At 73.3% G+C, this 21,498-nt stretch carries 20 protein-coding genes; 12 read left to right on the plus strand and 8 right to left on the minus strand.

Annotated features, from left to right (window positions below; genetic code table 11):
• The first annotated feature begins 3 nt into the window (after positions 1-3).
• Positions 4-279 (plus strand): DUF4031 domain-containing protein, encoded by a 276-nt coding sequence (locus FKD65_RS14075; RefSeq protein WP_141577930.1) that lies wholly within the window; start codon positions 4-6, stop codon positions 277-279.
• Positions 280-297: 18 nt separating this feature from the next.
• Here the strand turns inward: FKD65_RS14075 and FKD65_RS14080 are convergent, their stop codons facing one another.
• On the minus strand, positions 298-906 hold the full coding sequence (locus tag FKD65_RS14080; RefSeq protein ID WP_141577931.1) for an HD domain-containing protein: 609 nt from the start codon (positions 904-906) through the stop codon (positions 298-300).
• Positions 907-1,041: 135 nt separating this feature from the next.
• Between FKD65_RS14080 and FKD65_RS14085 the strand changes: the two genes are divergently transcribed.
• The 4 genes from FKD65_RS14085 to FKD65_RS14100 all read left to right on the plus strand — a co-directional run bounded on the left by FKD65_RS14085 (position 1,042) and on the right by FKD65_RS14100 (position 6,459).
• The gene (locus FKD65_RS14085) at positions 1,042-2,202 is read left to right on the plus strand and encodes an ATP-grasp domain-containing protein (RefSeq protein WP_141577932.1); all 1,161 of its coding nucleotides are present in this window, start codon (positions 1,042-1,044) and stop codon (positions 2,200-2,202) included.
• A 188-nt stretch (positions 2,203-2,390) separates the two neighbouring features.
• On the plus strand, positions 2,391-3,788 hold the full coding sequence (locus FKD65_RS14090; protein WP_240810134.1) for an IucA/IucC family protein: 1,398 nt from the start codon (positions 2,391-2,393) through the stop codon (positions 3,786-3,788).
• Positions 3,779-5,377 (plus strand): IucA/IucC family siderophore biosynthesis protein, encoded by a 1,599-nt coding sequence (locus FKD65_RS44900; protein ID WP_141577934.1) that lies wholly within the window; start codon positions 3,779-3,781, stop codon positions 5,375-5,377. Before FKD65_RS14090 ends, FKD65_RS44900 begins: the two co-directional genes overlap by 10 nt.
• Entirely contained in the window at positions 5,374-6,459 is a 1,086-nt protein-coding gene (locus FKD65_RS14100; RefSeq protein ID WP_205718660.1) for an alanine racemase, read from the plus strand. Before FKD65_RS44900 ends, FKD65_RS14100 begins: the two co-directional genes overlap by 4 nt.
• Before the next feature lie 14 nt (positions 6,460-6,473).
• Here the strand turns inward: FKD65_RS14100 and FKD65_RS14105 are convergent, their stop codons facing one another.
• Together FKD65_RS14105 and FKD65_RS14110 are read right to left on the minus strand one after the other, a co-directional pair.
• The gene (locus FKD65_RS14105) at positions 6,474-7,112 is read right to left on the minus strand and encodes a hypothetical protein (RefSeq protein WP_141577936.1); all 639 of its coding nucleotides are present in this window, start codon (positions 7,110-7,112) and stop codon (positions 6,474-6,476) included.
• Positions 7,113-7,140: 28 nt separating this feature from the next.
• On the minus strand, positions 7,141-7,995 hold the full coding sequence (locus tag FKD65_RS14110; RefSeq protein WP_141577937.1) for a PhzF family phenazine biosynthesis protein: 855 nt from the start codon (positions 7,993-7,995) through the stop codon (positions 7,141-7,143).
• Positions 7,996-8,065: 70 nt separating this feature from the next.
• On the opposite strand from FKD65_RS14110, the gene FKD65_RS14115 reads away from it, so the two are divergent.
• Positions 8,066-8,965 (plus strand): LysR family transcriptional regulator, encoded by a 900-nt coding sequence (locus FKD65_RS14115; RefSeq protein WP_141577938.1) that lies wholly within the window; start codon positions 8,066-8,068, stop codon positions 8,963-8,965.
• A gap of 27 nt (positions 8,966-8,992) precedes the next feature.
• Here FKD65_RS14115 and FKD65_RS14120 read toward each other — a convergent pair whose 3' ends face one another.
• On the minus strand, positions 8,993-9,565 hold the full coding sequence (locus FKD65_RS14120; RefSeq protein ID WP_240810135.1) for a CGNR zinc finger domain-containing protein: 573 nt from the start codon (positions 9,563-9,565) through the stop codon (positions 8,993-8,995).
• Positions 9,566-9,684: 119 nt separating this feature from the next.
• Between FKD65_RS14120 and FKD65_RS14125 the strand changes: the two genes are divergently transcribed.
• From FKD65_RS14125 to FKD65_RS14135, 3 genes are read left to right on the plus strand one after another with little or no spacing between them, the layout of a single operon-like run.
• Positions 9,685-10,146, plus strand: a complete 462-nt coding sequence (locus tag FKD65_RS14125; RefSeq protein WP_141577939.1) for a VOC family protein — start codon at positions 9,685-9,687, stop codon at positions 10,144-10,146.
• Positions 10,147-10,176: 30 nt separating this feature from the next.
• Complete coding sequence (locus FKD65_RS14130; protein ID WP_141577940.1) at positions 10,177-11,079, plus strand: pyridoxamine 5'-phosphate oxidase family protein; 903 nt, start codon at positions 10,177-10,179, stop codon at positions 11,077-11,079.
• A 33-nt stretch (positions 11,080-11,112) separates the two neighbouring features.
• The gene (locus FKD65_RS14135) at positions 11,113-12,039 is read left to right on the plus strand and encodes a MerR family transcriptional regulator (RefSeq protein ID WP_141577941.1); all 927 of its coding nucleotides are present in this window, start codon (positions 11,113-11,115) and stop codon (positions 12,037-12,039) included.
• Positions 12,040-12,061: 22 nt separating this feature from the next.
• Here FKD65_RS14135 and FKD65_RS14140 read toward each other — a convergent pair whose 3' ends face one another.
• Positions 12,062-12,232 carry a hypothetical protein gene (locus tag FKD65_RS14140; protein WP_141577942.1) on the minus strand — a complete coding sequence of 57 codons (171 nt, stop codon included), beginning with the start codon at positions 12,230-12,232 and terminating at the stop codon, positions 12,062-12,064.
• A gap of 145 nt (positions 12,233-12,377) precedes the next feature.
• Here FKD65_RS14140 and FKD65_RS14145 point away from each other — a divergent pair, with 145 nt between their 5' ends.
• From FKD65_RS14145 to FKD65_RS14155, 3 genes are all read left to right on the plus strand, one after another.
• Positions 12,378-12,701 (plus strand): hypothetical protein, encoded by a 324-nt coding sequence (locus FKD65_RS14145; protein WP_141577943.1) that lies wholly within the window; start codon positions 12,378-12,380, stop codon positions 12,699-12,701.
• A gap of 11 nt (positions 12,702-12,712) precedes the next feature.
• Complete coding sequence (locus FKD65_RS14150; protein WP_141577944.1) at positions 12,713-14,932, plus strand: tetratricopeptide repeat protein; 2,220 nt, start codon at positions 12,713-12,715, stop codon at positions 14,930-14,932.
• Positions 14,933-15,172: 240 nt separating this feature from the next.
• Positions 15,173-16,663 carry an AMP-binding protein gene (locus FKD65_RS14155; protein WP_240810136.1) on the plus strand — a complete coding sequence of 497 codons (1,491 nt, stop codon included), beginning with the start codon at positions 15,173-15,175 and terminating at the stop codon, positions 16,661-16,663.
• A 57-nt stretch (positions 16,664-16,720) separates the two neighbouring features.
• Here FKD65_RS14155 and FKD65_RS14160 read toward each other — a convergent pair whose 3' ends face one another.
• From FKD65_RS14160 to FKD65_RS14170, 3 genes are all read right to left on the minus strand, one after another.
• Positions 16,721-17,029 (minus strand): hypothetical protein, encoded by a 309-nt coding sequence (locus FKD65_RS14160; protein WP_141577946.1) that lies wholly within the window; start codon positions 17,027-17,029, stop codon positions 16,721-16,723.
• A gap of 54 nt (positions 17,030-17,083) precedes the next feature.
• Entirely contained in the window at positions 17,084-17,863 is a 780-nt protein-coding gene (locus FKD65_RS14165) for a class I SAM-dependent methyltransferase (protein WP_141577947.1), read from the minus strand.
• 73 nt (positions 17,864-17,936) lie between these two features.
• Positions 17,937-21,494 carry an ATP-dependent DNA helicase gene (locus FKD65_RS14170; protein WP_141577948.1) on the minus strand — a complete coding sequence of 1,186 codons (3,558 nt, stop codon included), beginning with the start codon at positions 21,492-21,494 and terminating at the stop codon, positions 17,937-17,939.
• Positions 21,495-21,498: the final 4 nt, after the last annotated feature.

Below are 21,498 nucleotides of genomic sequence, written 5' to 3' on the forward strand. Positions count from 1 at the left end.
GCCTTGATCCTCATCGACCCGCCGCTGTGGCCCGCGCGGGGCCGCGTGTGGTCGCACATGGTCAGTGACGTGTCGTACGACGAGCTGCACGCGTTCGCCGCCGAGCTCGGGATGCCGCCGCGGGCGTTCGAGCGCGACCACTACGACGTCCCGTCCGAGCTGTACGAGGCGGCGCTGCTGCACGGCGCCGAGGCGGTGGGCTGCCAGGAGCTGCTCCTGCGGCTCACCAGGGCGGGGCTGCGCCGGCGCAAGGAGTACCAGCCCCGCACGGTCGGGTGACCGGGGGCTCACGTCCGGTCAGGCGTTGAGGAGCAGGAGTTCCGTCCGGATGTTGTTGCGGGCGCGCTCCTCGAAGCGCTCGCGTGCGGGGGGCGTGTGGAAGAGGCTGGGCAGGGCCAGCAGCCCGTTGAGGACCTCGGCCCGTCCGGCGTGGAAGAACTCGTCGGGGACGAACGCGTACTCCTCGCGGACGGCGGCGGCGTAGGCGGCGTACTCCTCGGGCTCGGAGCCGAGGACGGCGAGGTCGGCGTCGCAGAGGACCTGCCCGTCGAGGTCGTCCTCCTGCGGCGCGTGCGCGGCGGTCAGCTCGACGAGCCGGACGACCCGCGCGACGACGGCCTCCGGGAGGTCGGTGTCGGCGAGCATGCGCGCGGCCAGGCGGGCGCTGCGCTCCTCGTTGTCGGCGCGCTCGGGGTCGTAGACGGCGTCGTGGAACCAGGCGGCGAGGCGGACGGCGTCGGGGTCGCCGGCGTGCCCGGCCAGCTCGTCCACGAGGTCGAGCACCGCGACCAGGTGCGCGCGGGTGTGGTAGCGGCGGTGCGGCTCCCCGTAGCGCTGGTCGAGCTCGGTCCCGATGTGCCGGGTGTGGGGCCCCGCCAGAGCCACCCACCGGTCGACAAGGTCCATGGACCCATCCTGGCGGATCGGCGGACGGACCGGGACACGCGATGCCATCGTTCTTGCGCGCGGAGGGCGCCCCGGCCACTATGGTGATCACTGCGAGTTAGGCAAGGCTTACCTCACTCACTGGAAGGGCCGGTCGTGGCCGCCTCTGTCTACCTGATCGCCGGGAAGGCGACCGACTCGGTGACGCACGGGTTCCTGCCCGCCGCCGCGCGCCTGGGCCTCGACGTCGTGCTCCTCACCGACCGTCCCGCCGCCCACGACGCCGGCGTGCCGGTGGCCGAGTGCGACGTCTCCGACTTCCGCGACGTCATCGCGTGCATCGCGGACATCTCCGCACGGACGGGACGCGGGCCCGCCGCCGTCTTCTCCAACAGCGACTTCCTCCAGGCGCCCGCCGCGCTGGCGGCCGAGTACTTCGGGCTGCCCGCCAAGGACTGGCGGGCGGCGACCCGCGCGAAGAACAAGGCGCTCATGCGGCGGCACCTGGCGCCCCTCGACCCGGTCTTCTCGGCGGACGCCGCGCGGGTCCCGGCGGACGCGCCGTACCCGCTCGTCCTCAAGCCGCGCGAGGGCGTGGCGAGCGAGGACGTCTTCCTGGTCCGCGACGCCGGGGAGCTCGCCGCCCGGGTCGAGGAGGTCGGAGCCCGCCGCGGCGATCCGCTGGTGGCCGAGGAGTACCTGCCGGGGCGCCTCCACACGCTGGAGACGCTGGGCGACGGGAGGGAGCTGCGCGTGCTGGGGTCGTTCCGCACGACGCTCTCGCCGCCGCCGTTCTTCGTCGAGGAGCGCCTCGAGTGGGCGCCTCCGCCGCCGGAGACGGCGCAGGTCCTGGCCCAGCTGGAGGCGCTGGGCGTCGGCTTCGGGGCCTGCCACACCGAGTTCGTGGTCCACGAGGGGCGCGCCCGGGTCATCGAGGTCAACTACCGGCTGATCGGCGACCACTGCGACTTCCTGCTGGCCGACCTGCTCGGCCTCCCGCTCTTCGAGGAGATCCTGCGGGTCCACCTCGGCGCGGCCCTGCCGGGGTGGGAGGTCCCCCGTCCGCGCCATGCCGTCGCCGAGCCGGTCATCGCCGAGCGCTCAGGCACGCTCAGGGCGGCTCCCGGCCCCCTGCGCCTGGACGACGGCGACGTGCGGCTGGCGTACCGTCCGCAGCGGGAGGTGGGCGACACCGTCGCGCTCACCCGCACCAACCGCGACTACCTGGGCACCGTGCGGGCCATCGGCCCCGGGCCCGAGGAGGTGGACGCCGCCCTGGCGCGGTTCCGGGCGGCCCACGACTGGACGATCGCGTGACGGGGGACGACGTCGAAGGCCCGCTCGCGGCCCGTGTCCTGGACGCTTTGCTGAGAGAGGACTACGGCGGCCTGAGGCGATTCATCCGCGGCCACGCGCTGAAGCTTCCTGGCCGATCCGTGCGTCTCGTGGAAGCCCGGCCCGCTTTTCTCTCAGAACTCGTCGTGGACCCTGGGCAGAGTTTGCGGTTGAGCGACGTCTTCCATGCCGTCCATGTGGTGGCGGACCCGCGCGACGACACGGCGGCGTTCGAGCGCGAGTGCCGTGAAGCCCTGGCGACCATCAAGCTGCACGACGACGCGCGCCCGGCCGTCCACCGGCGGCTGGGACGCCTGCCGGCCGGGCTGCGAACGGGCCCAGGCACGTTCTACGAGGCGCTGGCGGCCTACAACGACCATCCCGTGCACCCGACCGGGCGGAGCCGCTCCGGGCTGTCCCAGGCGGACCTGAGCCGCTACGCGCCCGAGTTCGCTCCGTCGTTCCCGCTGCGCTGGGCGGCCGTACGGAACGCGACGCTGGCCGGGCCCCTTCCCGAGTGGTGGCCCGCTCCGTCCGACGTGGGCCTGCGCGTGACGGAGGCGGCCCCGGCGGAGGCGCTGTTCCCCGTCCACCCGCTGGCGGTGCGGGAGGTGCGGTCCCAGCCCGGCGCCCTCCTCGCGCCCGACCCCTACCTCCAGGTCGCACCGACCCTCTCCATGCGGACGGTCACGGCGGCGCCCCTCGCCCATCTGAAGATGCCGCTGCCGACGAGCACCCTCGGCCTCCGCAACCGGCGCACCATCATGCCCGGCACGCTTCCGGACGGCGCGCTCGTCGAACGGATCCTGCGCCAGGTGCTCTTGAACGAGCCGGGGCTTCCGGTCCTTCTCGCCGACGAGCAGACCTACGGCCACGCCGACGACCCGCTCCTCGGCTATCTGGTGCGGCGTTTCCCTCCGGAGGTGGCGCGCGCGCACGTCGTCCCCGTAGCGGCCCTGCTCGCCGCGGCACCGGACGGTGGTTACGTCATCGAACGCTGGGACGTCGAAGAGCTTTTCAGCGCCTACCTGTCGGCGCTGCTCTCCTGGAACGTCACGCTGTTCCGGTACGGCATCGCGCTTGAGGCGCACCAGCAGAACGTGGCGCTCGTCTTGGACGAGGCCCCGCTTCGCCTCCTCGTGAAGGACAACGACGGCGCGCTCATCGACCCGTCCCGGTTGCGGGAGCGCGTCCCGCCCTCCGCTGGCACGGACCCCCGCGACCTCGTCGACCGCCGGATGACGACGTCCGACCCCGAGGCCCTCGCCCGCGTCTTCGTCACGATCACGCTGCACCTGTGCGCCGCGGCGCCCGCCCTCGGCCTGGCGGAGCGGGGGCTGCTGCCCTGGCGCACCGGGCACCGGCTGCTCCGCGAGCGGCTGGACGAGGCGCTCGGGCCTGACGACGCGTTCCTGCGCTCCCGCACGCTCGACGCCGGCACGCTGCCCGGCAAGGCCATGGTCACCGCCGGGACCCTCGTCGACAAGGCGAGGACCGGCGCGGCCGACATCAACAAGCACTACGGCCCGCCGGGGCCCAACTACCTACGGGACACGACGTGCTGCTGACAGGACCGGCCGTCACGGCCGACGACGCCACCTCGACCGCGCTGCTCAACTGCCTGATCCGGGAGGTGTGCGCACCCGAGCAGCAGGTCTGGCCGGACGGCGGCCGCCTCATGTTCCGGCTCCCCCGCGCGGGGGTGGTGCTGCGCGCGGGCCTGGCCCGCCCCCTGGCCGCCGCCCCCCGCTTGGCGCCGCCCTACGAGGAGCACCGCGAGGACGAGTGGATACCGGCCTCCTGGAACAGGCTGGCGAACCTCGTCGCGGGCGAACTGGAACTCGCGACGGGCCACCCGAATCCGGAGTTCCTCGCCCAGGTCGACGACAGCCACGCCGCGCTCGCCGCCATCCTCGCCGCCAGAGGCGGAGCCTCCGGTGACGACTACATCGATTCAGAGCAGTCCCTTGTGGCGGGGCATCGCTTCCACCCGTCTCCCAAGGCACGCCAGGGTTCGCCGCAGGAATGGCTCCCCTACGCGCCTGAGACGAGGGCCCGATTCCGTCCGCTGTGGCTCGCCGTCCCCGAGCACCTCGTCGCGGAGGAGGGGGACGTGGACGCCTTCACGTCCCTGGAGGAGCACGGCCCCCCGGTGCCCCCTGGACGTCGGCTGCTTCCCGTCCATCCGTGGCAGTTCTCGTTGCTGGCGGACAACCCCGTCCTGCGGAAGGCCCTGGCGAACGGGTCGCTGCTCAACCTCGGCCCCTCCGAACTGGAGGCGGTGCCCACGTCGTCCGTCCGTACCGCGTACATCCCGGACGCCGACGTGTTCTGCAAGTTCAGCCTGGATGTGCGCATCACCAACTGCGTCCGCAAGAACGCCTGGTACGAGCTGACCGGGGCGATGACCCTGAACGGGCTACTGCCGCCCATCCTGGAGAAGCTGGACGCCACGTTCCTCAGGGAGCCCGCCTACCGAAGCGTCGCCCTCCCCGATCGACGCCTATATGAGGGCCTGGGCGTGATCCTGCGCCAGGGTGTCGCCAGCCTTCCCGGCACACCTCTCCTTGCAGGCGCCCTGACCGATCCCTGCAACGCCCTCCTCGCCGGGCTGCCCGCACTGTCCGCCCCGGACAGCGCCCATGAATGGTGGGACGCATACGTATCCCGCGTCGCACCGCCCGTACTGGGCGCCTATCTGGACCACGGCGTCGTCCTGGAGCCCCATCTGCAGAACGTCCTCGTCTGCGTCGACGCCGACGGCATGCCCGTCCAAGCCGTGTTCCGCGACATGGAGGGCACCAAACTGACCGCCGGCCAATGGGACCTCTCCCACCTCCCCTCCCGCGTGGCCGAGAGCCTCACCTATGCCCCCGACCAGGGTTGGAACCGCGTCGTCTACTGCCTCCTGGTCAACCACCTCAGCGAGGTGGCCGCCGCCGTGGCCGACCTCCACCCGTCCTTGGACGGGACGCTCTGGCGCTCGGCGCGCGAGCACTTCGCCGCCCACGACCGACATCCGCAGGTGAGGGCCCTGCTGGCCGGAGTCCCGCTGCCCGCCAAGGCGAACCTCCGCACCCGCTGGTCCCGGACGGCCGACCGCGGCGCCGCCTACGTCCCCGTCCCCAACCCGCTCGCCGCGCCCCGACCGCTGTGAACGAGTTCGCGCTGAACCTCGACCGGTACCCGGCCTACGTCTACGACCTGCCCGGCCTCGACGCCCACGTCCGCGGCATACGCGCCGCGCTCCCCGGCACGGAGGTCTTCTACGCGGCCAAAGCCAATCCGGACGCCGAGATCCTCCGTACCGTCGCGCCCCACGTGGACGGCATCGAGGTGTCGTCCGGCGGCGAACTCGCCCATGTCCGCGAGACGCTCCCCGGCAAACCCGTCGCGTTCGGCGGCCCCGGGAAGACCGACGACGAACTGGCCCTGGCGCGCACGCTCAAGGCCGAACGGATCCACGTGGAGAGCCCGAACGAGCCGGCCCGCCTCGCCGCCCTCGGCCCCGCCGACGTCCTCCTCCGCGCGAACCTGCCCGCGCACGTGCCGAATGCCGCCCTCACCATGAGCGGCCCATTCGGCATGGACGAAGACGCTCTCGACCATTGCGCCCGCCTCTTGGCCGACCACCCCCACCTCACGCTCCGGGGCGTCCACGCCCACCTGGCCTCCGGCCTGGACGCGCCGACCATGCTCGACCTGGCCCACCGGATAGCGGAATGGGCGATCCCCTGGCTGCGCGCCCGGGGTGTGGACGAGCCCGAACTGAACGTCGGCGGCGGGATGGCGGTGGACTACACCTCCCCTGAAACCCGCTTCGACTGGCAGGCCTACGGGACGGGCCTTACCGACATCCCCGCGAAGGTCCGCATCGAGCCTGGACGGGCGTTGACCGCCTACCACGGCTGGTACGTCACCGACGTCCTGGACGTGAAGACCACGCGAGGCGAGACCTACGTCGTGCTCAGAGGCGGCACGCACCATCTGAGGACCCCCGTGACGAAGGGCCACGACCAGCCGTTCAAGGTCCTGACCGCCGCGACCGGCCCGCGGCGCCCGGCGACCCTGGTGGGCCAGCTCTGCACCCCGAAGGACGTCTTCGCGCGCGGCGTCCCCGTCCCGCCCCTGTCCCGAGGCGACGTCATCGCCTTCACCATGGCGGGCGCCTACGCCTGGAACATCTCCCACCACGACTTCCTCATGCACCCGAAACCGGCCTTCCACTACAGGCGCTGACCAGACGCCGCCTGTCAGCGGCGAGGTTCCCCGTACCAGCGCCAGGACGTGACGCGCGGGCGGCCGGGGATGTCGCCGCGGCCGGTGGCCCACAGCAGGGTCCTCCAGGGGTCGGTGTCCTGCGGCGCGTCCGGGAACAGGCGTCCCAGCACGCGGGCGCACAGGTCGGCGGGCGGCTCCCAGGGCAGCCCCAGCCCGGTCGCCAGGTCGTACATGTGGACGACGGCCTCCACGATCCCCATGGCGGCGAACCCCTCGGCGTCAGCGGCGCCGAAGACGTGGTGCGCGCGGACGTCCGGGGCCGTGCAGCGGACCACGGCGGACAGCATCCCGCCGCACGCGTCGAGGACCTGGAGCAGCCCGGCGGGCCCGGCGTCCCGGTCCGCGTGGATCGCGTTGGCCGGTCCGCCGGGCCGCCTGCTCTCCCACACGAACGGCACCTCGTCGTCCATCGGCGGCGTCCTCGGCGCGAGCTGGGCCGCGTAGGCGAACAGGTCGTCGCTGAGGTGCTCGACCGTCTCCCAGCAGTCCCATTCGAGGGACCCGGCCTTCGCCTCCCACGCCCGCGGTGGAGCCTCCCGGAGCGTGGCGACGGCCATTCGCACGGCGAGGTCGAGATCGTCTGCGGTCACGGGCGCGGTCGGATGCGGCATGGCCCGACGCTACTCGATCATCGCCGTATCAGCCGCCCATGGGAGCGGCGGTCCCGCTCACGCTGATCCCGGTGTCGCCGGAGGGGACGTCGACCAGCAGCCGGCTGGGACGGCCCATGTCCTCTCCCTGGCGGACGGTGATCCGGGCCGGCGGCTCGACGAGGCCGAGCGCCCGCAGGTAGCCGCCGAGGGCCGCCGCGGCGGCGCCGGTCGCCGGGTCCTCCACCACACCGCCCGGCGGGAACGGGTCGCGCGCGTGGAAGAGGGTCTCGCTCTCCCGCCAGACGAGGTGGACGGTCGTCCAGCCGCGGCGCGCCATGAGCCCGCCGAGGGCGTCCATGTCGTAGTCGAGGTCGGCGAGCCGCGCGCGCGTCGACGCGGCGAGGACCGGGTGGTCGTTGCCCGCGTTGGCGATGCGCGGCGGTAGGGCGGGGTCGAGCTCCGCGGCGTCCCAGCGCAGCGCGTCCAGCAGGGCGGCGAGGTCGGCCTCCTCCAGGTCCCGGACGGTCGGCGGCACGCTCGTGAGGGTGGCGAGGACACGGCCGCCGGCCTCGCGCGTCTCGACCCCGACCTCCCCCGCCAGGGTGGTCAGGCGCAGGCTCCCGGTCCCCCGGCGCTCGGCCAGGGCGACGGCGGTCGCGATCGTCGCGTGCCCGCAGAAGGCGACCTCGGCCAGAGGGCTGAAGTAGCGGAGCCGGAACCGCTCGGGCGCGCCTCCCTCGTCCAGGAGGAAGGCCGTCTCGGAGAACCCGATCTCGGCGGCGATCTCCTGCATGGTCGCGGCGTCCAGGCCCCGCGCGTCCAGGACGACGCCGGCGGGGTTGCCGCCCCGGCCGTCCACGTCGAAGGCGGTGTAGCGGAGTGCTTGTGCGATGTCGCTCATGAGAGCAGTCTCCTCGGCCGGTAGCATCGCGTCCAACGATGGTTATTGATGGAAGGCATCGGTTAACTCGATGGACACGCGCCTCCTCACCACCTTCCTCGCGGTCCTGCGCACCGGCGGGATGACCGCCGCCTCGGCGGAGCTCGGCTTCGTGCAGTCCACGGTCACCGCGCACGTCCAGGCGCTGGAGCGCCTGGCCGGGACGCCGCTGCTCGACCGCCGCCCCGGAGGCGTCTCCCCCACCCGCGCCGGTTCGCTGCTCGCCGAGCACGCCAGGGGCATCCTCGACCTCCAGGAGCGGATGCTGGCCGAGGTCACCGCCGCCGCCACCGAGCCGTCCGGGCCGGTGCGGCTCCGGGCGCCGGAGTCGGTGTGCGCCTACTGGCTCGCGCCCGCCCTACCCGGCCTGCGGGCGGCGCTGCCGGACGTGAGCCTGTCGCTGTTCCCCGCCGACACGAGGACGGCCCTGGCCACGCTCGCCGACCGCCGGGCCGACCTGGCCCTCGTCCTCGAACCCTCTCCGGCGGCGTCCGGCGCCGACCTGGTCGACCTCGGCGTCCAGCCGCTCTCGCTCGTCGCGGCGCCGGCCACGCGCCTCCCCCGGCACCGCCCGCTCACCCCGGCGGAACTGGCCGGGGCGGGGGTCCTCCTCCTGGAGGAGGGCTGCTCCTACAGCGACGAACTCGCCGCCCTCGTCGCCGCGGCCGACCCCGCGGCGAACCCGCCCCGCTTCGGCGGCATCGAGACGGCGAAGCGCTGCGCCGCCGCCGGCCTCGGCCTGGCGCTGCTGCCGACGGTCACGGTCGCGGGCGAGCTCGCCTCCGGGACGCTCGCCGAACTGCGCCCGCCCGCCGGGCTGTCCCGGCACCGCCTCTGGCTCGCCGAGCCGTCGTCCCGGTGGCGCTCCCCGGCCGTCCGGGCCGTCCGCGCCGCCCTGATCGAATCGATCACCGGCGACGCCGCGCGCTGAACCGCCCGCCCGGCGGCGTTACGCGTCCTACCGTCCGGTCTTCGCGCGCTCGTAGTGCCGGGCCGCCTTGGCCCGGTTGCCGCACACGGCCATGGAGCACCAGCGCCGGGTGCCGTTCTTGGTCGTGTCGTGGAAGTGCAGCACGCAGTTGGGGTGCGCGCAGGGCTTGACCCGTTCGGGACCGGCGGCCATGAGGCGCAGGTAGTCGGCGGCGGCCAGCCAGGACGGCAGCCACGCGGGGTCGCCGGTCCGCGCGTGCTCTTCCGGCCCGCCGGGCCCGAGCCGGTAGTGCATCGCGCCGCGTTCCAGGACCTCGTTGAGCGCGTCCATCGACCGCGGGGAGGGGCCCTCGTCCACGAGCCGCAGAAGGATCCCGCGGGTCCGGACGGCGGCGTCGAGCGTCGCCCTGCCGGCCGCCGCGCGCTCGTCCAGCCCGGCCGAACGCAGCCAGACGGCGAGCCCTTCGGTGGAGTCGAGCAGGTCGTGGTGAGCGCCGTCGTCGTGCCACCGGGTGTTGAGGAGGTCCAGGCACAACGGCTCCCCGACCAGCGGGCGGGGGTCGGCGGCGTACCGCCGCAGAGATCGATCTTCCGACTGCACCCCTCGATTCTACCCGGCTATCGCGACTTAGCCGGTTGACGCCCGCCACCTAACCTCTTATCTTCGAATAGCCAGTTAGATCGACGCCGGGCGCGACGCCCGGGTTTGCGAGGTGTGTCATGGAGACGGTCGCCATCAAGGCCCTGCGGACGGGGCACGTGGGGCTGAACGTGACCGATCTGGACCGGTCGGTGCCCTTCTACCAGCGCGTCTTCGGGTTCGAGGTGCAGTCCGAGGGCGACGAGGGCGGCCGCCGCTGGGCCTTCCTCGGCCGGGACGGACGGCTCGTGCTGACCCTGTGGCAGCAGAGCGACTCCCCCTTCGCGCCCCGCTCGGCGGGCCTGCACCACCTGTCGTTCCAGGTCGAGTCGATCGAGGAGGTGCGGGCCGCCGAGCAGGTGCTCCGCGACCTCGACGCCCGCTTCGCCCACGACGGCGTCGTCCCGCACGGCGAGGGCGCCTCCTCCGGAGGCGTCTTCTTCACCGACCCCGACGGGACCCGCCTGGAGATCTACGCGCCCACCGGCGCCGACACCGCCCCCGCGCCCAGCGGCGCGGCCCCCACCTGCGGCTTCTTCTAGCCCGTCCGCCCCGAACGGAAGGAGGCCGCTGTGGCGGTCGATGTCTGCCACCGAGGCGAGCGAGCCGCCCAGCGGCGTGCCGGCCTGCTGGAGCAGGGCGAGTTCTCCGCCCGCGCCGTCCGCCCGCGGATCCCCGACGTGGCGCGCGCGTTCCTGCTCCAGCAGCCGATGGTCGTGCTGGGCGCCGCCGACGGCCGGGGACGGCTGTGGGCCACCCTGCTCACCGGACGGCCCGGCTTCCTGCACGCCGTGGACGACCTCACCCTCGCGATCGACGCCCTTCCGGCGCCGCACGACCCGCTGCACGAACTGTCCACGACGCCCGCGCAGGTCGGCATGCTCGCGATCGAACCGGGCCGGCACCGCCGGATGCGGATGAACGGCCGCGCCGCCCCGACCGGGCACGGCCTGCGCGTCGACCTCGACCAGGTGTACTCCAACTGCCCCAAGTACATCCAGAAGCGGAAACCGGAGTGGACGACGGCCGCGCCGGCGCCGCCGAAGAGCTCCCGCACCCTCACGCCCGACCAGCAGAAGTGGATCGCCGGGGCGGACACCTTCTTCATCGCCACCGCCGATCTCGACGGCGACGCCGACGCCTCCCACCGCGGCGGCGCCCCCGGCTTCGTGGAGGCGGTGTCGCCGAACGTGCTGCGCTGGCCCGACTACACCGGCAACGCCATGTTCAACACGCTGGGCAACCTGGAGGTCCAGCCCCGGGCCGGGCTGCTCTTCTGCGACTGGGACACCGGCGCCGTCCTCCACCTCACCGGCACCGCCCGCACCGACTGGGACCCCGCGCACGCCGCCGCGGTACCGGGCGCCGAACGGCTCGTCGAGTTCACCGCCACCGACGTCGTCGAGATCGCCGGCGCCGTGCCGCTGCGGTGGAGCGACCCCGTCCCGTCCCGCTTCAACCCGCCCGTCGCTTGAACCTCCCCCTGGGGGAGATGCCAAGGTGAGGCCGTGGACGGCGAAGCGACCTACTCCATCGGCGAAGTCGCCCGGACCACCGGGCTCAGCGTGAAGGCCGTGCGCTTCTACTCCGAACGCGGCATCGTCCCGGCGCGCAGGAACGCGTCGGGACACCGCCGGTACGGGGCGGACGCCGTGGCCCGGCTGAGCCTGGTGCGGACGCTGCGCGAGCTGGGGATCGACCTGGCCACCGTCCAGAAGATCGTCGACCGCGAGATACCGGCCGCCGAGGCGGCGGCCGCCCACGCCGAGGCCGTCGCCGTCCAGATGCGGCTGCTGCGGCTGCGGCACGCGGTCCTGACCATCGCCGCCCGGCGCGGCAGCGACCCCGAGGAGATGGAACTGATGCACCGGCTCGCCCGCCTGTCCGCCGCCGAACGCCGAGACCTCGTCGGCGACTTCCTCAACAGCTCCTTCGGCGCCCCCGAGACCGGCCCGATGCCCCGCGTCCTGCACAGGTCGATGGCGCCCGAACTGCCCGAGGACCCGACCTCCGAGCAACTGGCGGCCTGGGTCGAGCTGGCCGAACTCTCCCGCGACCCCGATTTCCGCACCCTCATGCGGGACCTGTTCAACGACCACACCGCCGAGGCCGCCCGCCGCCCCAAGGGCCCGCCGCGCAAGCACGCGGTCGCACGCGTCACCGAGACCGTCCGCCCACTGCTGGCCGCAGGTGTGGCCCCCGACTCACCGGAGGCTGCGCAGGCCGTCAACGACGTCGTCGCCGCCTACGCCGAGTTCCAGGAACGCCCCGACACTCCGGCCCTGCGCGCCCGCCTGGCCGCCTACCTGACCGGCGCCAACGACCCCCGCCGCGAGCGCTACCTGGACCTCCTGTCGACCGTCAACGGCTGGGCCCCACCAGAGCACCCCCGCCGCGAAATCGACTGGTTCCTGACCGCCCTCACCCACGCCTGAAGACAGGGCGGCCCGTGCCGGATCAGCGCTTGAGCGCCCGGTACTTCCTGAGCAGAGCGGTGACCTTCGCGTAGTCCGCGCCGCCGTTCAACTCCGCCAGCAGGTCGTCGGGGCACAGCTCGTAGAGATCTCCCCACCACCGCCCCGCCTTGGAGTCCCAGATCCGGTAACCACCGGGCACACCCCTGGCCACATACCGTCGCCTACTCATCGCCCGCCTTAATGTCCGGTCACTACGTAACGGGTTCAGACCGTATTCACGCATGGACGCTGTCCGGTTCCGGCGTTTGTGACGGATGACCTGTTGTCACCGGGCGGACGGGTCGATGATGGCGAGCATGACGGGGCGCGCACTGACCTGGGCCGGCGGCATCATCGCGGCCGCATCCGCGATCTGGCTGATCGTGTACTTCGCGGTCAAGGGCTTCCACTGGGACGACACCATCGGCGTGATCGGCGCCGTCGTCGGCATCACCGGACTGGTCCTGGCGGTGGCCGGGGGCCTGCGGGCCCGCCGGTCCCCCGAAGGCGACAACGCCACCAACTCCGGCATCGTCTCCACCGGAGGCGGCGCGACCAACACCCAGATCCAGGGCAAGGCGACTGGGCACGGCCGGATCTACCAGGCTGGACGCGACCAGCACATCCACCACGACAGGTAACCGTCCACAGCATGACCAACCCACCGACCCCACCGGCTGACGGGCCTCCGCCGCACCTGAGCGGCATCGCCTCGGGCCACGGCGCCGTCAACCAAGCCGGTCGGGACCAGTACGTCATCGAGGGGCAGGTGGTGCTGGCGGCGGGCCTGCCACGGCCCGCCGAGGTGACCGCCGCGCCAGCCCTCGCCAACGTTCCGGCGCATGCACACCTGTTCGTCGGGCGCGGTTCCGAACTGGAGGAGCTGGACGCGGCCCTGAGCGAGTCGGCCGAGGTCGTAGTGGCCGCGGTGCACGGTCTCGGCGGAGTGGGCAAGTCGACCCTGGCCGCCCGCTACGGCGATCGGCACCGCGACCGGTTCTCCCCGGTGTGGTGGATCACCGCCGACACCCGCGAGGCCGTGCGGGCGGGACTGGCCGCGCTGGCCGTCGCGCTGCAACCGGAATTGAAACAGGCGCTGCCGCTGGACGCCCTGGCCGAGTGGGCGCTGACCTGGCTGAGCTGCCATGACGGCTGGCTGCTCGTGCTGGACAACGTCAACGACCCCGAGCACATCGCCCCCGTGATGGCCCGGACGGGCACCGGCCGCGTCCTGGTCACCAGCCGCCTCGGCGAGGGCTGGCATCGGTTCGGTGCCCAGGTACTGCGGCTGGACGTCCTCACCAGCGGGCAGGCGGTGGAGTTGCTCACCCGGATCGCCGCCCACGACCGGCCCGGCGCGGACCTGGACGGCGCCGCCGAACTGGCCACCGAGCTGGGATGCCTGCCGCTGGCGATCGAGCAGGCCGCCGCCTACCTGCACCAGCACCGGCTGTCCCCGCGCGCCTACCTGGAACTGCTGGCCGACTCACCGGCGGTCATGTACGACCAGACCGCCCAGGGCGCCGACGCCCAGCGCACCATCGCCCGGATCTGGCGCCTCACACTCGACCAGCTCACCGACGCTCCCCTCGCCGGGGATCTGCTCCGGGTCCTCGCCTGGTACGCCCCCGAGGCCATCCCCTGCGCCTTGCTCGATGACCTGGCCACCGTCATGACCGACAGCGCTCGGACGCCGCCTCGGGACCGCCGACGGCCCTGGCCGAAGCGGCGGCCCGGTACGGACCCGCCGATCCCTCCGACAGTGCCACGACAAGCGCTCGGGGTGCTGGCGGCCTACAACATGGTCACCTTGGGCGAGGACGGCGACGTCACCGTGCACCGGCTGGTACAGGCCCTCGCCCGTACCTCCGACCCCGCCGACCCGCACCGTCAACCCGACGCCATCGCCGCCGCTCGCGACACCGCCACCCGGCTGCTGCATCAGGCCCGCCCCCTCGATGTCGAAGATCCGGCAGGCTGGCCGATGTGGCGGACCCTGCTCCCCCACATCGATGCCCTGGCCGACCACGCCCCGGCGACCACCGACACCGACACCATGTGGCACCTACTGGACCGCGCGGCTACGTTCCTACAGCTCCAAGGCTCACCGACCCGCGCCATCGCATACTTCCAACGTGCCCTGGCCACCAACCACCGCCTCCACGGCGACCAGGCACTGAGCGTCCTGATCTCCCGCAACAATCTGGCCCTCGCTTACCAGATCACAGCGGACCGGGAACGGGCGATCGCCCTGCACGAGCAGACCCTCGCCGACGCCGAGCGGGTACTGGGCAGCGACCACCCCCGCACCCTGGTCTTCCGCCACAACCTCGCCGGCGCCTATCGAGCCGCAGGAGATCTCGAACGGGCGCTCCCCCTGCACGAGCAGACCGTCGCCGACGCCGAGCGGGTACTGGGCAGCGACCACCCCAACACTCTGACCTCCCGCAACGACCTTGCCGGCGCCTATCGGACCGCAGGAGACCTGGAACGGGCGATCGCCCTGCACGAGCAGACCCTCGCCGACCGCGAACGGGTACTGGGCAGCGACCACCCCCACACCCTGGTATCCCGCCACAACCTCGCCGGCGCCTATCGAGCCGCAGGAGATCTCGAACGGGCGCTCCCCCTGCACGAGCAGACCCTCGCCGACGCCGAGCGGGTACTGGGCAGCGACCACCCCAACACTCTGACCTCCCGCAACAACCTCGCCCTTGCCTACCAGGCCGCAGGAGACCTGGAACGGGCGATCGCCCTGCACGAGCAGACCCTCGCCGACCGCGAACGGGTACTGGGCAGCGACCACCCCCACACCCTGAACTCCCGCAACAACCTCGCCATGGCCCGCCGCGCGGCGCAGGACAGCCGCTGAAGGGTGCTGACGACATCTCGATGAAGGGCCCAGAGCACACTCGTCGTTTGTCGTCGCTGGAGGATGCCTTTGCCTAGGTGATAGGCGGGTATGTCGAACGACGGACGAAGAGTCGGGGTGTGTGAGGAAGGTGGCTTGCTGGTGCTTGGGCGGGTGCGGGTTGCTGCTAGGGCTGGAGCCAGGGCTACCCGGGCGGTTCGGAACTCTGGGGCGTTGCGGCCCGTCCGGCCTGATCGGGCGGTGCGGCTGCTGTTCCCCTACGCGCGGTTCGGGCCCGTCCCCGCGACGCTCGGGGCCATGGCCGCGCTGCGCTTCCCCGACCGGACGGCCCTCGTCGACGAGCGCGGGGCGCTGACCTACGCGGAGCTCGAACGGCGGGCCGCGTCGCTCGCCACCGCGCTGAGCGAGCGTGTGGGTGACGGGAAGGTCGGGGTTCTCTGCCGCAATCACCGGGGGTTCGTCGAAGCCGTTCTCGCGGCGTCGCGGCTCGGCAATGACGTCGTGCTGCTGAACACCGACTTCTCCGGAACGCAGCTGGGGCAGGTCGTTGAGCGCGAGGAGATCGAGCTGCTCGTCCACGACGAGGAGTTCGGGGCGGCCGTCGAGGAGTCGGGGTTCGGTGGGAAGCGGGTCGTCGCCTGGGCCGATGAGGGCGGCGGGGAGGTCGACGCGCTGATCGCGGAGACGGAGCCCGCGTCCGTCAAGCGCGAGCGGGCCAGCCGGGTCATCCTGATGACGTCGGGGACCACGGGGACGCCCAAGGGGGCGCGGCATGATGTGTCCGCTTCTTCGCTGCTGCCCGCGGCTCTGAGCCACATGATGCGCGTCCCCGTGCGGTCGGGGGCGCCGATGGTCGTCGCTCCGCCGCTCTTCCATCTGCTCGGGTTCGCCTACACGACGGTCGGGCTCGGGATGGGGATGCCGCTCATCCTGTCCCGCCGCTTCGATCCGCGGCAGGTGCTGGAGACGATCGCGGACTGCCGGGCGGAGGCGCTCGTGGCGGTCCCCGTCATGCTCCAGCGGATCCTGGACGTGGCGGACCCGCCGCCCACGCCGACCCTGCGGGCGGTCGTGTGCGGCGGTGCGGCGCTGCATCCGCACCTGTCCGAGGCGTTCATGGACGCGTTCGGCGACGTGCTCGTCAACGTGTACGGCGCGACCGAGACGGGATGGGCCACGATCGCCACGCCCGAGGACCTGCGGGCCGCGCCCGGCACGGTCGGCAGGCCGTCGTTCCGGCTCACGATCAAGGTGCTCGGGCAGGACGGGCGGGAGCTGCCCGCGGGCGAGACCGGGGAGGTCCACACCGGCGGCGGCCTGCGGTTCGCGGGCTACACCGGGGGCGGCGGCAAGCAGGTGCGCGACGGGCTGACCGGGACCGGCGACCTCGGGCACTTCGACGAGGCGGGCCGGCTGTTCATCGACGGCCGGGCCGACGACATGATCGTCTCGGGCGGGGAGAACGTGTTCCCCGGCGAGGTCGAGGACCTGCTCGGCGGCCATCCGGACGTCGCGGAGGTGTCGGTGACCGGGGTGGAGGACGAGAGGTTCGGGCAGCGGCTCGCCGCGCACGTCGTGAAGGCCGAGGGGGCGGCGGTCACCGAGGACGAGCTCAAGGAGTACGTGCGCGGGCGCCTGGCCCGGTACAAGGTGCCGCGGGACATCCGTTTCGTCCGGGAACTGCCCCGGACCAGCACCGGCAAGGTGAAGCGGACAGCGCCCGAAGGCTGATGAGGGAAACGCCCGGGCCCAGGGCCGCGAGGTCCCGGGCGTGCCCCGTCTCGGGGGTCAGGCGGCGCCGGCGCGCCGCTTGGCGGCCATGCAGATGCGGGCGAGGTCGTTGAGGGCGTCGGCGCGGCGCTCGTCCAGGGTCCGGCGGTCGCCCGGCCCGGCCTCGGCGAGGGTGTCGATGACCAGGGAGAACACCGGCCATTCGGCGGGCCCGATGGCGCCCTGGAAGTCGATGCCGTCCTCGAGGTCGTCGAGGTCGAGGTTGCGGGCGAAGGTGGCGAGGGCGGCCTCGGCCGCGACCACGCCGATGCGCATCGCCAGCGCGGCCGGCTCGCGTTCGAGGGAGCGCACGGTGCTAGAACCCATGTTCGACAACATAGACCACACGCGTCACACGCGTCGAACGTTTGCTCGAAAACGTTACCCGACGATGGCCTGCTGGAAGAGGTAGGAGTGCGTGAAGTGCAGGACGCCGTCGACCATGCTCGGGCGCATGCCGGTGGCGGGCCCGCCCGCCAGCTCGTCCTCCAGCTCCCGCCTGATCTGTTCCGCGACGTCGGAGGGGGTGTGCGAGAACTCCAGCCACGGATCCAGCGGGCGCTCGTGGTCGAAGCGGTCGGCGCGCTTCACCTGCGCGCCCGCCGAGGTGACGAGGTCGGCGATCCGCGCCTCGGTGAGGGCCTCCCCGTGCGAGGGGTCGCGGAGGCGTTCGATCCGGTCGGGGTCGCCGTCCAGCCCGTCGGGGCGGACGAGGTCGGCGATGATCAGCGCGGCGCCCGGGCGGCTGACACGGGCCATCTCCCTGACGACGGACTCGGGGTCGGCCACCTGGTGCAGCGAGAAGCGGGTCACGACGAGGGTGAACGAGCGGTCGAGGTAGGGCAGGGCGGTGGCGTCGCCGTGCGCGAAGGTGACGTTCATGAGGCCGGCGTGGTCGGCGTCGCGCTTGCCTTCGGCCAGCATCGCGGGCGTGATGTCGAGTGCCGTCACGTGCCGGACGCGGCGGGCGATCGCGCGGGACACCATTCCGGTCCCCGCGGCGACCTCCAGGACGATGTCCTCCAGGTCGAGCTCGGGATCCATGAACCGGACGAGCCGGTCCAGGTGGCGGGTGAACGCCGTGTTCAGCCTCGGGTCGGCGAACCCGGCCGCCTGCTTGGAGAACTCCCGGACCACCTTCTCGTCATGGGTCACCGTCACGTCGCCTCCTCGACTGGTTGCCCGGATCATCCCCGAAACCACGCACCGTGAACAGAGGCGAGTGACATAACCCTCAAGCGGCGGGGACGCCGTCCAGCAGGGCGGCGAGGCCGGCGGCGTCGAGCAGGTCGGCGGGGCGGACGGTCACGTCGGCCGCCACGTAGTGGAAGGCCGCGCTGACCTGTGCGACGTCCACGCCGGTGAGCTCGGCCCACGCCAGCCGGTACGCGGCGAGCTGCACGGCCGCGAAGCGGGCCTCCTCCCCCGACGGCGGGGATCCGGTCTTCCAGTCGACGACCTCGTATCCGCCGTCGCGGGTCCGGAAAACGGCGTCCATCCGGCCACGGACCAGCCGGTCGCCGATGATGGTCTCGAACGGCACCTCGATGTCGAGCGGCTCGCGCGCCGCCCACTGCGACCCCTCGAAGCGCTCGCGCAGCATCGCCAGGTGCGAGTCGTCGGCGGCGCCCTCGTCGGCGGCGCCCGGCAGCTCGTCGGGATCGAGGAGGCGCTGCTGACCCCAGCGGCCCTCCAGCCAGGCATGGAACGCGGTGCCGCGCCGTGCGTAGGGAGCGGGCGGGCGCGGCATGGGGCGGCGGATCTGCCGGGCGAGCGCCCCCGGGTCGCGCGCCAGCGACACCAGCGACGACACCGAAAGGTGCGCGGGCAGCTCGACGAGCAGGCCGTCGTCGCCGCGCCCCCGGTCGCGCTCGGCGAGCAGCAGCTCGACGTCGCGCGCCCACGCCGTCATGCGGCCCCGGTCGGCGTCCGACAGCCCGGCGTCGCCGGCCCAGTGGCGGGTGCGGCCGGCCATCTCGTCCTCGACCATGCGGGCGCCCTCGACGACCGCCTCGTAGCGCGCCCGCGCCGTCAGGTCGGACCGGCCGCGCTCACCGGGGGCGGCGGGCCACTGCGCCTCCTCGGGGTCGGCGAGCAGCGGGTTCGCGGCGCCCTCCTCAGGCGGGTCGGCCCAGACCGCGACGGACCCGGCCCCCGCGAGGCAGACCGCGCGCACCTCCTCCAGGAACGGCGACGGGCCGAGCGGGCGCCCCGACGACCCCCACCAGTAACCGGTGGTGATGAGCAGGCTGGACGCGCGCGTGACCGCCACATAGGCGAGCCGCCGCTCCTCGCGCAGGTCGCGCTCGGAGCACGCCTGCTCGAACGCGGTGAGGTCGTCCTTCTCCAGCCCGGTCAGCGCGGGCAGGTCGGCGCGGTCGCCGCGCAGCATGAACGGCAGGACGCGCGGGTTCGCCGTCCAGCGGGTGGCGTTCTGCGGCGGCGAAGGGAAGATCGACCCCTTGGCGGGGCCGCCGTTCTTCTGCGGCGTGAACGCCAGGCCCGGGACGACGACGACCGGCCATTCGAGGCCCTTGGACGCGTGGACGGTGAGGAGCTTGACGCTGTCGGTCTCCCCGACCCGCCCGGCCTCCAGCCCGAACTCCTCGGTCTCGGCGGCCTTGAGGTAGGCGAGGAACGCGCCGAGCGTCGGGTCTTCGGCGTCGCCCGCGAAGGTGGCGGCGGCGTCGATGAAGGCGTCGAGGTCGGCGCGGGCGGTGACGGGGTCGAGCCCGGACCGCGCGGCGACCTCGATGTCGAGGCCGAGCGTCCGCTCGACCTCGTTGACGAGGTCGGGCAGCGGCAGGCCGACCTGCCCGCGCAGGCCGCGCAGCTCGTCGCGGAGGCGGCGCAGCCGCCCGTACCCCTCGGGCGAGTACGCGCCGGGCGGGCCGAGGTCGTCGAGCGCGTCGACGAGGCTGCCGGTCTCCTGGTTCAGCTCGCTGACGAGCTGCCGCAGCGGATCGTCACCCGCGGCCTCTTCACCGGCCTCCGCACTGGCCCCCTCACTGGCCCCCTCACTGGCCCCCTCGCCGGCTCCCTGGTCGGCCACCTCCACGGCCCCCGCACTGATCCCTGCGCTGATCCCCTCCGTGGCCCCTGCGCTGGGCTCCCTCTGGCCCCCCGCATTGGCCCCCTCCGGGCCCCCTCCGCCGGCCCCCTCCGTGGCCCCTTCATCGGGCGCCCCGCCGGAAGCGGGGACGGGTTGGGCGTCCGGGCGGGTGATGTCGCGGGCCGCCTCCTGGGCCAGGGCGCGGGCGCGGCGCCCGAGGGCGACGAGGTCGCGGGGGCCGAGGCGCCAGCGCGGGCCGGTGAGCAGCCGGGCGAGGGACGCGCCCGCGGTCGGGTCGTGCATGACGCGCAGCGTGGCGACGACGTCCTGCACCTCGGGGACGGTGAGGAGCCCGCCGAGCCCGACGACCTCGACCGGGATGCCGCGCGCCTCCAGGGCCCGCCTGATCAGCGGGAACTGCGACCTCTTCCGCGCCAGGACGGCGACGTCGGAATAGTGGAGCGGCTCAGTCTGGGGGCCGCCGTCCGGTGCGGTCCCGGGGTCGGCGGCCATGAGCCCGGCGATGCGCGCGGCGATGCGGTCGGCCTCGTCCTCGACGGTGGGGAACAGGGCGCATTCGACGCGCCCGCGCCCTTCGCGCCCGGCGCCCGGGATGAGGCGCGGCACGGCCTTCGTCTCGGCGCGCAGCTCCTCCTGGACCTTGGCCGCCGCCTCCAGGATCTGCTCGCCGTTGCGGAACGAGCGGCTGAGCTGGACGACCGGCGCCGCCACGGGCCGCCCGCCGGGAGTCGCGGCGGGCTGGGAGGGGAAGTCGTAGGCGAACCGCAGCAGGTTCCCGGCGCTCGCGCCGCGCCACCCGTAGATGGACTGGCACGGGTCGCCGACGGCCGTCACCGGGTGCCCGCCCGCGAACAGCGACTTGAGCAGGACGAGCTGCGCCTGGCTGGTGTCCTGGTACTCGTCGAGCAGGACGACGGAGAACCGGGACCGCTCGATCATCCCGACCTCGGGATGCTTGTAGGCGATGCGGGCGGCGAGCGCCATCTGGTCGCCGTGGTCGATGACCTCGCGGTCGGCCTTGGCGCGCCCGTACGCCTCGATGAGCGGCATGAGCTGCTCGCGGACCGCGTGCTTGGCGAGGACGTCGCGCTGCGCCTTGAGCGGCTTGCGCACCGCGGCGAGCCGCTCGTCGAGCCAGGCGCCGACCTTGCGGACGTCCTCGGCCGTCCGCAGGTGCTCGGCCAGGTCGCCGGACAGCTCCATGACGGCCTTGGTGACGGTGTCGGGCTGCCAGTCGATCTGGTCCATGGGGCCGTGGTAGGCGTCGACCACCCGCGAGCAGATCTGCCAGGCGACGGCCGGCGAGATCAGCCGCATCGTGGGTTCGAGCGCCTCGCGCAGGGCGTGGTCGCCGAAGAGGCGCGCCGCGTACGAGTGGTACGTGGACACCATCGGCTCGCCGTCGAACAGGGCCTCGCCGCCCAGCCGCTCGAGCTCGTCTCCCGGCAGGACCTCGCGGAGCCTGTCGAGCCGCTTGCGCACGCGCACGCCGAGCTCGGCGGCGGCCTTGCGGGTGAAGGTGAGCCCGAGGACGCGCTCCGGCCGGACGAAGCCGTTCGCGACCAGCCACACCACCCGCGCGGCCATCGTCTCGCTCTTGCCCGACCCGGCGCCGGCGATCACCGCCATCGGCGCCATCGGCGCCTCGATCACCCGGGCCTGCTCATCGGTCGGCGCCGGGATCTCCAGCAGCCGGGCCAGTTCTCCCGGCGTGATCACCTCG

This window comes from Actinomadura sp. WMMA1423 (assembly GCF_006547145.1).
GTDB lineage: Bacteria > Actinomycetota > Actinomycetes > Streptosporangiales > Streptosporangiaceae > Spirillospora.